The organism is Synechococcus sp. R5-13 (assembly GCF_047462015.1).
In the GTDB taxonomy this organism is placed as follows: Bacteria; Cyanobacteriota; Cyanobacteriia; order Thermostichales; family Thermostichaceae; genus Thermostichus.
The window spans coordinates 1-11,236 of sequence record NZ_JANSIL010000085.1; the positions used below are offsets into that span (position 1 = coordinate 1).

Sequence of the window (11,236 nt, forward strand, 5' to 3'; positions counted from 1 at the left end):
CGCAAGGGGACGGAAACACTCTATCCCCGTCGTAGTCCCCACCCATTTGGGCGACATCGTTGATCCCTACCTTTTCCCCGCAAGGGGACGGAAACTCTACCGCTCCTCTCGCAAAACAGGGATAAAATCAAGCCAGGGGTTGATCCCTACCTTTTCCCCGCAAGGGGACGGAAACGCAGTAAACTTTGTTCCCGTCATAATAAGGTTCGGTGTTGATCCCTACCTTTTCCCCGCAAGGGGACGGAAACAAGATTAGGACTCGGCATCACAGTCGTGAAGGCCTGTCTGAAGGTTGATCCCTACCTTTTCCCCGCAAGGGGACGGAAACCGCCCCGTATGAGGCTCCGGTTTCGATGGTTTTGAACAGTTGATCCCTACCTTTTCCCCGCAAGGGGACGGAAACGGTAGCTGCCCCCCGAAAATCGCACTTAGAACAGCTGTTGATCCCTACCTTTTCCCCGCAAGGGGACGGAAACCAGCTGTAGGCCTGGGGGTGAGTTTAAGGACATCCCAGGTGTTGATCCCTACCTTTTCCCCGCAAGGGGACGGAAACTTAAGGTAGAACACAGGCCACTGCCCAGGGTGGGCAGGGGTTGATCCCTACCTTTTCCCCGCAAGGGGACGGAAACCTGAGCTACGCGAGGCGAGAGGAGAGAGAAAGGAAAGTTGATCCCTGCCTTCTTCGAGACATCCTTGAGAACTGAGACTGGCGGATTCTAGGGTGGATCCCTAGCGCAAGAAGCGGGCCAAAAGCAGCAGGCCGAGGCCGCCGAAGAGGATGTTGAAGCTCCAGGCTGCCGCCCAAGGGGGAAGGGCTCCCACTTCTCCCAAGCTGCGAGACACGCTCAGAACCACGTAGTAGCCAAACACCAACAGGATCCCGAAGACGACGCCCCCGTAGCGTCCCACCCGCCGCGCGGTGGTGGATCCCAGGGGTAGCGAAATCAGCACGGCAAAAAAGCTGGCCAAGGGCAGGGAGAAGCGCATGTGGAACTCGGTGCGCAGAGCCTGAGTATTGAGATTGGAGCGGGCCAGGCGGGAAATCCGCTCTGCCAGCTCCGGCAAGCTCAACTCGCTGGGGGGAACCGGCGGCTGCATTAGGGCAGCCAGATCCTGAGAAACTTGCAACGGCTTGCGATGAAACGTTTGCTCGGCAATGCTGAGGCCGGTGGGGCCGTAAAGGTGGGTCGCTCCTTCGCTGAGGCTCCACTCCAGTCCATTCCACACTGCCTGAGCGGCCAAGGTCACTTCCGCCAACTGGTATTTGCCCCCCGGCAAGGGATCCACCCGCAAAATCGTAACATCTTGCATCGTATTTAACCGGGGATCCACTTGGCGGATGAAGAACCAGAGGTTGTCTTCGGTTTTGAAAAAGACATCGTATTGCACCGGGGTGGTGGCCTGGGCCAGCAAAGCTTGCTGATCGATCTGGCGGATTTGCTGTTTACTGGCTGGCAGCAGCACGTTGCTAATGAAAAAAGCGCTCAAGCTCATGGCCAACCCCACCAGCAGCAGGGGCCGGAAAATCCGGCTAAACGGGATCCCGGCTGCCCGCATAGCGGTGATCTCGCTGTTGCCGCTCAGCTTGCCCAAGGTGAGCATGGTGGCAAAAAAGGCGGCAATGGGCATGCCCAGCACCACCATCTCCGGCAGATCCAAAACCAAGAGGCGCAACACCGTCAGGGGGGGGACGGATCCCTCGACCAGCCGCTCGGCCAGGGTAAACAGTCGGCCCACCAGCAGCAGCAGGGTTCCCCCCGCAACACCGGCCAGCACCGGGGTGAGCATCTCCCCAAACAGATAGCGCTCCAGCAGCCAGAACTTGGTGAGCAACCGTGCCATGTTTGAGAATCGAAGGGGATCGCCCTTCTCCCCAAGGGAGAGACGGGTTGCAATGGCCGAAAAATCGGCAGCAAAAGCCCTGAACCAGGCTTATCGATTTATTCTCGCTCAAGGGCTTGGGGAAGCAGGGGGGGGAAACGACTCCGTTTTGTCGGCAGGATCCAAACGCGGCTGAGGAGAGTTGAGGGGAGGTTCGGACTCGGGATCCAGCTCGGCACCCCAGGTGACCAGGTAGGCCCGCTGTTCGGGGGAAAGGCGGCGAGCCTGGCGGAAATCTGCCCCTGCCACGATAGCTCCGGTGTAGGCCCCGGTCTTGAAATCGGGCTTTTGCCCTGGCTGAGCAGGGGAAGCCGTCTGAGGGGATCCCACAAACAGCAAAGCGCGGTAGAGATCGGCCCCGCGCAGGTCGGCATTCCGCAAGTTAGCTCCGCACAGATTGGTGTGGCTGAGATCGCAGCCGCTCAGGTTGGCCCGCTCCAGGCTGGCTTCGCTGAAATCCACCGCCCGCAACAGGGTGCCATGCAGGTCGGCTCCCTCCAGCATCGTGCCCAGGTTGACCACTCGGATCCCGTGCAGGCGATCCCGCTGGTAGCCCCCCTTGCCATCCAGGATAGGTCGGCCCAGGTGTTCGTCTCGCCGCAGAGGGCTGAGCAGGTTAGCGGTGGAGAGAAAGCGCAGGATCTTGGCTTTGCCGAAGCGATCCACCCCGTTCAACAAAGCAGCCGTGCGCCCGGCAGCAATGGCCCGCTCCAGGGGCCAATCGTCCAACTGCCCATCGGGAGACAAGACCAGGTTGGAAATGCCTTCAAAGTAGGCGTCGATGGTCTGCTGCTGGGTGATGATATTCTGCTGAATGGTGAGATCGCGGGAGATGATGTACTGCCGCCAGGCGATGTAGGCGGCCAGGATGGCGATCAAGATCTGGCCTGTGGCCCCAAACACTTCTCCCAAAGCCCCAATTGCTTCCCAACTCAGGGATCCCAAGGCAGAAAACAGCCCGCTCCCGGCAATCCCTCCCATCACGGCCAAGCTGAGGGCCACTCCCGCCCAGGCCAATTGAGGCCAAGTGGTCAGCCACTGCCAAAGACGGCGTCCGATCTGAGCCCAAAGCGATCGCCCCCACCAGCCCGCCAGGCCCAGCCAAGCCAGCACCGCCCCCCAGCCCAAGACCGGCTGAGCCATCCGCTTTCCCAAGAGCAGCAAGAAGGCCGGGATCCCCAACAGCAGCAGATGAATCAGGGGTTGCCACGGTGAGACCGGAGACAGCAGGATCCCGGATTCAACCAGCGACGGCTCTTGGGGCAGATGTTCGGGGACAAGGGTTTTGTAGGTCATGGCGCAAGCAGGGAGGTTACTCTAGGGCTAGTGTTAGACTTGCAAAAAAAGCCTGCGTTAGTCCGTATTTAGAGTTGGAGAATAGGGCAGGCCCCTGCCTGCTCAGTTTGGTAAGATGACCTCGGCTTTCCTTCTCTAGCCCAGCCTGGTGTGGGGATAACCACTATGATCTCTTCCTTACTGTTCATATTGCCTATTAGCCTGCAGCAATGTGGCGAACACCAATCTACAGCAGTCCTGCCCGGCCTGCGGGCGCAGCGTTACCGCTGGGCAATGCTGGTGCGGCTGGCGTCCTCTCTGCTACTCGGCACCACCTTACTGCTGACAGCAAAGTTGGATCCCGGCTGGGCGCAAACTTCCCTGGACACCGGCATTACCGGCGAGCAGACCCTGCCTCAAGCTCCCCCTCTCCCGGACAATCGCCCGGCTATTTTTGTGGATGCGGCCAACGGCAGCGATACCCGTGGGGATGGATCCCGCAATAACCCCTTCAAGACGATTACTTATGCCATTCAGCGGGCTGAGGCTGGCAGCGTCATTCAGCTTTTTCCCGGGGTATATAGCGAGGAGAGCGGCGAAACCTTCCCCATCCGTCTGAAAGCCGGCCTCACCTTGCGTGGGGACGAGTCCACCTTGGGAGAGGGCTATCTCATCACCGGCGGCGGTACCTACATGAGCCCGACCCTAGGCCGACAAAATGTTGCTCTGCTGGCAGAAACCGGCGCAGAAGTGCGAGGAGTTACCCTGCGCAACCAAGGGCGGCGCGGCTATGCCCTCTGGGTCGAATCGGCCTCCCCGCGCATTCTCAACAACAGCTTTGTGGGCAGCATCCACGATGGAATCTTCATCGCTGGCGCTGCCAATCCCTGGGTAGAGGGCAACCGCTTCTATAAAAACGGGGCCAACGGCATTTCCGTTTTGGGCACCTCCCAGCCCACCATCGTCAATAACCTGTTCCAGGAGACCGGCTTTGGCCTCACCATCGACCAACGCTCGGCGCCTGTTGTGCGCAACAACCGCATTCTGCAGAACCGTACCGGCGTGGTTGTCGGGGGCAGCTCCAGGCCCATCCTGCGCAACAATCTCATCGCCCAGAACTTGGAGACCGGCCTCACTGCCATCACCAACGCCCAGCCGGATCTGGGCACGGCCACGGATCCCGGCAACAACATCTTTGAGGGCAACGGCCAATACGACATCCACAACGCCACCCGCGGCCTGCGCATCAATGCCAACGGCAACCAACTGCGGGGCAAAGCCAAAGGGGATCTGGATCTGTCCGGTCAAACCACCGTCGCCGCCCTTCCCGACAGCGCTCCCCGCCCCATTGCCCCTGGCACTTTGGCTCTGCCCAGCGCTCCGGCCCAGCCGGCTACTCCCAGGGATCCCCGGCCAGCCGCTGAGACCCCCTCCACCTTGCCGGTTGTGACGGTGCCCCAGTCTACTGCCCCGGTTCCCCCCTCTCCGCCCCAAGGATCCGGAGGGCGCATCTTGCCAGATCCCTCCAGCCCTCAGGCAACTCCCCAGCCCCAACCTCCGGGGGAGCAGTTTGTGGCTGTCCCCTTCACCCCCGATGGCTCTACCGCACCTGCCCAGCCGGCTGACCCTGTTCCCAGGCCACCGTCGGCTCCCCTCACGGATATCACCACCCTTCTGCCCCCGCCGGCCCGTCGCCCGTCCACGGGGATCCCGGCCACTCCCTCTGCTCCCACTACAACTCCAGTTGCCCCCCCTGTGGTTGCTGTGGGTAACGACTCCGTTTCGCCAACGCGAACGGCAACTCAATTTCGCGTGTTGGTGACCCCCAAGAGCAGCGATGACTTGAACCGATTGCGGCAGCTCATCCCCGACGCGGTGGAAACGGTTTTCAACGGGAGAACGGTGTTGCAGGCTGGCCTCTACGACAGTCGCAGCCAGGCCCAGTCGGTCTTGGATCGGCTGTTGGATGCCGGCTTTGAGGCAGTTGCCGAGATGATTTTCCGCTAGCGACCCCCCACACTGCCGGCTTGCTTCTCCATAGCGGTACGAGGGAGCTTTGATCCCAGTTCTTTGGCGGGGTGGCCAGCCATTGAGCCCAAGTCTCCTTGGTCGCTGGCAAGGGAATTGACTACAAGTGCTTGCCAAGAGCGATGACGGCTCGAACACCCCCTCTCTAGTCCAGCGGATCCAGTCGGTAGCGGCTGAGCCAGTGATCCAAATGCACTTCCTCCTCATCCAGCAGTTGGGCGTTGATCAACCCCCGTTTGAAGGCAAGACGGATGGCTCGCGCCCGCAAGCTGAAGGTGGTTCCCCACTCGTCGCTCTCAATTTGGTCGTTGCTCACCTCTAGTTTGTCGTAGAGGTTGCGCAGACGGTTGGTTACCCCTCGGCGGGACAAAAAGCGCCGTGCAGCAATGGCCTGGTCGGTGAGGCCAAGGGCAATGTCGATCAGCACTTCGTACTCGGCATCGCTGAGACCGGTGATTTTGTTTTGTGAACGGGAATCGACCCCGCGCACCTCTCGGTCGATCACGCATTGCTCATCCTGCACCACCGCTTGGATGGCGCTGACCAATTTTTCATCGGTGCAATTTTTCAAAAGGTAGCCATAGACAGTTTGCGGAGGCACGATCTTGTGCAGTTCCCGCACATAGACTTCATCGGCAAAATGCGACCAAAAAATGATGCGCGTGCTGGGGCACTCTGACCAAACCTGCCGCGCTACCTCGATCCCGGTCATCTCAGGCATGCGAATGTCCATCAACACAAAGTTGGGGTGGTGCTGACGGTAGAGTTCCAACGCCTCTCTACCATTCGAGGCTATATACACCGGGCCGAACTCAGGCAAATGTTGTGTTAGCAGGCTATGAACATGCTGACGGTAGAGAGCGTCATCTTCAGCAAGGAGGGTACTCACAGGCCTTTATCAGAGTTACCGAATACTTTCTTTTCACTTCCTAACTCTAAAGACACCCACAAGGGAAGACAAGGCACTATTGAGCAGTACTCAATGGAGCAAGGGATCCCCTCCGCCGGCTATGAGTAGCAGCTCGGAAAAAGGATTTGGCCTCGCTCTGTCCTGTGGAGGTTGCGGTTTCCCCATAGCGCTCACGCAAACGGCCAATGAACTTCTCCACCGCAGACGTCGAAAACTTTTGATAAGCAGCAGTCTATGCTGTTTCTACGGCAGAGGCCAAAAATGCCTCAATCTCAGAGCGCTGGGGCAAGCTAGGTTGGGCTCCCGCACGGGTTACGGCCAAAGCAGCGGCGGCATTGGCAAAACGCAGGGCTTCCCTCAGGGATCCCCCGGCAGCCAAACAAGCAGCTAAGGCCCCACAAAACCCATCTCCGGCAGCGGTGGTATCCACCACTTCCACAGGATGAGCTGGCCAATGGCCACTTTCTTCCCCATCTGCCCAGACCAGCCCTGCCCCTCCCAAGGTGAGGATAACGGTTGGGATCCCGTGCTTCTGGAGCTCCTGAGCGATCTTTTGGGCTTGTTCCGGCGTTTCCACAGGGGATTGGGCAAGGGCAGCCGCTTCGGTTTCGTTGAGCACCAAGTAGCGAACCTGGCGCAACAGGGATCCTGGCAATGGCACGATGGGCGCAGGGTTGAGCAAAATCGGGATCCCTTGGGCAGAGGCTTGTTCTGCTGCAGCCTGCACAGTGGGCAGGGGGATTTCCAGCTGCAGCAGGAGCAGGGCCGCTGGGGTAAAGGGAGGCAAATGCTCCGGCAGATAGCGACCATTGGCCCCAGGGCTGACCACGATTCTGTTTTGCCCGCCGGGATCCACTGTGATCAAAGCTAGGCCGCTGGGCCCTTCCAGCTCCCGCAGGTGGTGGGTATCGACGCCGTTCTGCTCCAGGTTCTCTTTCAGCAGGCGGCCAAAGCTGTCAGATCCCACTGCCCCCCACATCTCCACCTGGGCTCCTGCCCGTGCCGCTGCCACCGCTTGGTTGGCCCCCTTGCCGCCAGGGTAGGTGGCGTAGTCGGATCCCAGCACCGTTTCCCCAGGGCCGGGATGATGGGGCACCTGCACCACCAAATCCATGTTCAAGCTACCCACCACTCGGATCGGGCCTGCCATCGGGCTTGTGGGGAAATCCTGTTGGAAAAGCAGAGATCTAGAGATCTTTGGTTTGGATCCCTGGGCAGCTATTGTATCAGCCGCCGGTCTTGGCCAGGGATCCCCTTGAGCGCCCTACCACGCGGCAAGGGCTGATAGCAGTCGTGGTTTTTATTACCATCTATTTCAACTGATCGCGCTAGCGGGCCGGAGGCCTTAGCAGGAAGCAACCGGTCGTTTGTTTCATCTCAACGGTGAGATAAATGACTATGCGTTGTGGAACGGTTATCTGTAGGGATTGGTCGCCCTTCGACATATCGCCACTCTGCTGAAAACACAGGGCAAGAACCCGATTCCAAAGGTTGAGGATCCCGACTATCTTGGTGGGTGTTGACCCAGGAAGCAAGCTGATGTTGCTGACCACTACAGACGTGCTCCAAGGTAGAGAGGTTGAGCGTTACTTGGGCATTGTTACCGCCGAGGTAGTTTATGGCACCAATGTTCTACGGGACTTCCTTGCTACCCTCCGCAACATCATCGGGGGACGCACAAGAACCTATGAAGAAGTTTTCGAGAATGCCCAGAAAAAGGTTTTGGAAGAGTTGGAGCAGCGAGCCAAACGTTTGGGAGCAAATGGCATCCTAGGCGTTAGCATTCATACCAACATGAGCACGACAATGATCCTCGTTACCGCCGCCGGCACCGCCGTTAAGCTCCGCTGACGGATGCTTCTGTTGAAGGTTTCCCTTTCTCGGAAGATGATGGCAGCCTGTTCTCAGGCCAGGCTTTCCATCACCGCCTCGTCGATCTCGAAATTGGCATAGACATTCTGCACATCGTCTAGGTTGTCGAGACGCTCCATCAGGGCAAGCACTGACTTGGCCGTATCGGGATCCTCCACATGCACCTCAGTGGATGGGATCCAGCGGATGGCCGCATCTTGCACTGGGTAGCCCTCTTTTTTCAGGTAGGTGGCCACCTGCTCCAGCAAAGAGTAGTCGCAGTACACCTCTGCTCCTGTGCCTTCCACCTTGAAGTCGTCTCCTCCCGCTTCCGCCACCGCCAGCAACAGGGCTTCGGGATCCAACACCTCCTCCAGGCTGATCACCCCTTTTTGCCGGAACAGCCAGCTCACGCAGCCGGCTTCTCCCAAGCTGCCGCCGGTTTTGCTGAAGGCTTCTCGCACCTCGGCAGCCGTGCGGTTGCGGTTGTCGGTCATGGCCTCGATCAACACAGCCACCCCACCGGGGCCGTAGCCCTCGTAGCGAACTTCTTCCAGGGGGCTGTCGTCGCTCCAGTTGCCGGCTCCCTTGGCAATGGCTCGTTCAATGTTTTCGCTGGGCATCCCCGCTGCTTTGGCTTTCTCCACTGCCGCCCGCAACTGAAAATTCCCATCCGGATCTGGCAAGCCGTTGCGAGCTGCCACGATGATGGCCCGCGAGAGTTTGGTAAAGAGGCTGCCCTTTTTGGCATCTACACGGGCCTTTTGCCGTTTAATGTTGGCCCACTTGCTGTGTCCTGCCATGCCGCCACACACCAGTCAAGCAATGAATTGGAGGGATCCCTCCACTTTTGAAGCCTAGATCACCTCGGCTCAGGACTCAACCCCGCGACAACTGGGAGGGCACTGGCCTGGTCACAAATTATAGTTAGTTATTTCAAACAGCAGTGAAACGGTTCGTTATGTCGATTCCTAACTCCCTCTCCCAGAGAGAAACTGGGGGTAAGGGCAGCGGCGCGGAGCGCTTGGGGAGTATCTCAATCTGGTTTGAAATGACTATAACGAGGGATCCCTCACAACCCAGACTTAGCCACCCCATAACCCCCTCAGGGCTGGATCGGCTGCCGCTGGATCACATCCCCTTGGGGCGGAGGCGGAGGGGCTGGGGTTTCTTGAGGGGTAGGCGTTGCCTCTATGGGAGGAGTTTCCCCAGGAGGCGGGGGCAGAGGGGGCACAGCTTCTCCAGGCACAGGCCCAGGTGTAGGCGTGGGGGTTGGGGATGGAGTTAGAAAGGGCGTCACCTGTCCCAACAGCTCGGCATAGAAAATCGCATCTTGCTCTGGCCCAAAGCGCCCCACTTCCCAACGGTGACGGGGCACAAACATTGTTTGCAGCAGCACTTCCCGGCTGACAAAAGCGGGAGTACCCGAGAAGACGTAGCCATCGACAATGACTCGATTCAAATCGGGCCGAGTTTGAAACACCCGATCCACCTCCCGCAGCATCTCCGTATCCAGCCGCCCCAGCAGAGTTTCCAGGGTGTCTTCAGGGCTGATCGGTACCCGTACCGAAAAGCGATAGCCTTCGCAACGATAGTCCCCACAGATCTTGACCAGCTCGTTACGCACCCGGATTTGCGCCCCAGGATCCAAATTGCGCCCTGGCACAAGGACTTCTTCCTGAGGTTGCTGTTCGACCGGCTGAGCCCATAGCTGGAGTTGACTTGCCCATCCTGCCCAAACTAGGGATCCGAAAAACAAGCCAAATCCCCAACCTTTTAGAGGAAGGCTCCAACCCAGACTGCCCTGCTTAGAGCGGGGTGAAAAGGGGAAATCGCGATCCTGGATCGGGCTGTTCATAAGGCGTTGACCGATTCCTCAGCGATGGCTACCGCCAAATCTACCCGACATCGGCTAGGGAGGCACTAGGCAGGGAGAAAAATAGGGTATCGGCTCCGAATGGTTTCAAAATAGGGGCAGATAAATAGGGAAGCTTTGACAAACTCCCTGTCCTGGGCAGCAACGGATGTGCTGTGGCAGCGCATGGGTGTAGGATCTTAGGCTCTGGGTTCCCGCTCTGCAGGCAGGCCAGTGCTCTGCTGTGTGGGCAATGGATCCATGGATTGTTATTACCGTTGAGATCGCAAACCCAATTCTCTTCTTCTTCTCACGTCTTCTCATGACCGCGGTTGTTCCTTCACCTTTGCGCTACGCCTACTACCCCGGCTGTGTGGCCCAGGGGGCCTGTCGTGAGCTGTATGACTCCACCGACCAGATTGCGCGGCATCTGGGCATTGAACTGGTGGAGCTGGAAGCCGCTTCCTGCTGTGGTTCGGGCACCTTCAAAGAAGAATCGGAGCTGCTGGAAGATACGGTAAATGCCCGCAACCTGGCTTTGGCCGAGGCGCTGGGGTTGCCGATGCTTACCCACTGCAGCACCTGTCAAGGGGTGTTGGGCCGCGTGAATGAAAAGTTAAAAGCTGCGAAAACCGCGAGTCCAGAGTACTTTCACCAGGTGCAAGCCCTGTGCCAGAAAGGGGGCTGTGAGAGCCGTTACCAGGGCACAGGCGATGTGCGCCATTTGCTGTGGGTGCTGGCTCATGACTACGGCCTGGAGCGATTGGCCCAACAGGTCAAACGGCCCCTCTTGGGGCTGCGCTGCGCTGCCTTCTACGGGTGTTATCTGTTGCGGGCCTACGACATCTCCCGCTTTGATGTGGCGCGGGATCCCCATTTGATGGAGGATCTCTTCGAGCGTTTGGGGGCCACCCCCGTTTGGTATCGCGGGCGCACCCAGTGTTGCGGTTGGCCCATTTCCAGCTACGCCCCGCAGCAGTCTTTCTCGATGGCAGGCCGGCATCTCGTAGAGGCAATAGAGGCGGGAGCCGATTGTTTGGTTACCCCCTGTCCTCTATGTCACCTCAACTTGGACTCTCGGCAGCCGGAGGTGGAACAGGTGATCGGGCGCAAGCTGGGGATCCCGATCCTGCATTTGCCACAATTGGTGGGCCTGGCCCTGGGGATCCCGGCGGAAAACTTGGGACTGAACCGCCATGTAGTACAGGTGGAAAGAGCCCTGCAAAAAATAGGCCGCTAAATCCCACTTGATGGCTGGGGGATCCCTGGGCAAACATCAGGTCTGGGAAGGATGTGTTATTCTGCCCAGCAAGGTACCCGTCCTTGTTCAAAAACCGCAAAGATCCTCGTAAGCTTAGATCCACCTACTGATACATTTACGCTGAACACTGCTGAACATCACTGTTCAACTATGCAGCGATAGCATTCTGTTTGTT

General features: G+C 58.7%; 9 protein-coding genes and 1 CRISPR repeat array. Of the genes, 3 read left to right on the top strand and 6 right to left on the bottom strand.

Annotated elements, in window-relative coordinates:
* Window positions 1-58: 58 nt before the first annotated feature.
* A CRISPR array of direct repeats spans window positions 59-629; the repeat unit is 37 nt; unit sequence GTTGATCCCTACCTTTTCCCCGCAAGGGGACGGAAAC.
* Between the two features lie 100 nt (window positions 630-729).
* Both NW840_RS07050 and NW840_RS07055 read right to left on the bottom strand, forming a co-directional pair.
* The gene (locus tag NW840_RS07050) at window positions 730-1,842 is read right to left on the bottom strand and encodes an LptF/LptG family permease (RefSeq protein WP_414343327.1); all 1,113 of its coding nucleotides are present in this window, start codon (window positions 1,840-1,842) and stop codon (window positions 730-732) included.
* 108 nt (window positions 1,843-1,950) lie between these two features.
* A complete protein-coding gene (locus tag NW840_RS07055) occupies window positions 1,951-3,177 on the bottom strand; it encodes a pentapeptide repeat-containing protein (RefSeq protein ID WP_414343329.1) in 1,227 nt (408 codons plus the stop codon).
* A gap of 165 nt (window positions 3,178-3,342) precedes the next feature.
* On the opposite strand from NW840_RS07055, the gene NW840_RS07060 reads away from it, so the two are divergent.
* Window positions 3,343-5,163, top strand: coding sequence for a DUF1565 domain-containing protein (locus NW840_RS07060; protein ID WP_414343331.1), 1,821 nt, complete (start codon window positions 3,343-3,345; stop codon window positions 5,161-5,163).
* Window positions 5,164-5,329: 166 nt separating this feature from the next.
* Here NW840_RS07060 and NW840_RS07065 read toward each other — a convergent pair whose 3' ends face one another.
* A complete protein-coding gene (locus tag NW840_RS07065; RefSeq protein ID WP_414343332.1) occupies window positions 5,330-6,073 on the bottom strand; it encodes a response regulator in 744 nt (247 codons plus the stop codon).
* Between the two features lie 253 nt (window positions 6,074-6,326).
* Window positions 6,327-7,244, bottom strand: coding sequence for a ribokinase (rbsK, locus tag NW840_RS07070; RefSeq protein ID WP_414343333.1), 918 nt, complete (start codon window positions 7,242-7,244; stop codon window positions 6,327-6,329).
* Window positions 7,245-7,633: 389 nt separating this feature from the next.
* Here rbsK and NW840_RS07075 point away from each other — a divergent pair, with 389 nt between their 5' ends.
* Window positions 7,634-7,945 carry a YbjQ family protein gene (locus tag NW840_RS07075; protein ID WP_011432974.1) on the top strand — a complete coding sequence of 104 codons (312 nt, stop codon included), beginning with the start codon at window positions 7,634-7,636 and terminating at the stop codon, window positions 7,943-7,945.
* A 53-nt stretch (window positions 7,946-7,998) separates the two neighbouring features.
* Here the strand turns inward: NW840_RS07075 and NW840_RS07080 are convergent, their stop codons facing one another.
* Together NW840_RS07080 and NW840_RS07085 are read right to left on the bottom strand one after the other, a co-directional pair.
* Window positions 7,999-8,748, bottom strand: a complete 750-nt coding sequence (locus tag NW840_RS07080; RefSeq protein WP_011432973.1) for a YebC/PmpR family DNA-binding transcriptional regulator — start codon at window positions 8,746-8,748, stop codon at window positions 7,999-8,001.
* A gap of 302 nt (window positions 8,749-9,050) precedes the next feature.
* Window positions 9,051-9,803, bottom strand: coding sequence for a hypothetical protein (locus tag NW840_RS07085; protein WP_414343335.1), 753 nt, complete (start codon window positions 9,801-9,803; stop codon window positions 9,051-9,053).
* A 319-nt stretch (window positions 9,804-10,122) separates the two neighbouring features.
* On the opposite strand from NW840_RS07085, the gene NW840_RS07090 reads away from it, so the two are divergent.
* Entirely contained in the window at window positions 10,123-11,040 is a 918-nt protein-coding gene (locus NW840_RS07090) for a CoB--CoM heterodisulfide reductase iron-sulfur subunit B family protein (RefSeq protein ID WP_414343337.1), read from the top strand.
* Window positions 11,041-11,236: the final 196 nt, after the last annotated feature.

Bases quoted from the DNA above. Each gene is read 5' to 3' on its own strand.
- NW840_RS07075 (WP_011432974.1), top strand. From the start codon at position 7,634: ATGTTGCTGACCACTACAGACGTGCTCCAAGGTAGAGAGGTTGAGCGT.
- rbsK (WP_414343333.1), bottom strand. From the start codon at position 7,244: ATGGCAGGCCCGATCCGAGTGGTGGGTAGCTTGAACATGGATTTGGTG.
- NW840_RS07090 (WP_414343337.1), top strand. From the start codon at position 10,123: ATGACCGCGGTTGTTCCTTCACCTTTGCGCTACGCCTACTACCCCGGC.
- NW840_RS07060 (WP_414343331.1), top strand. From the start codon at position 3,343: ATGATCTCTTCCTTACTGTTCATATTGCCTATTAGCCTGCAGCAATGT.
- NW840_RS07085 (WP_414343335.1), bottom strand. From the start codon at position 9,803: ATGAACAGCCCGATCCAGGATCGCGATTTCCCCTTTTCACCCCGCTCT.
- NW840_RS07050 (WP_414343327.1), bottom strand. From the start codon at position 1,842: ATGGCACGGTTGCTCACCAAGTTCTGGCTGCTGGAGCGCTATCTGTTT.
- NW840_RS07055 (WP_414343329.1), bottom strand. From the start codon at position 3,177: ATGACCTACAAAACCCTTGTCCCCGAACATCTGCCCCAAGAGCCGTCG.
- NW840_RS07080 (WP_011432973.1), bottom strand. From the start codon at position 8,748: ATGGCAGGACACAGCAAGTGGGCCAACATTAAACGGCAAAAGGCCCGT.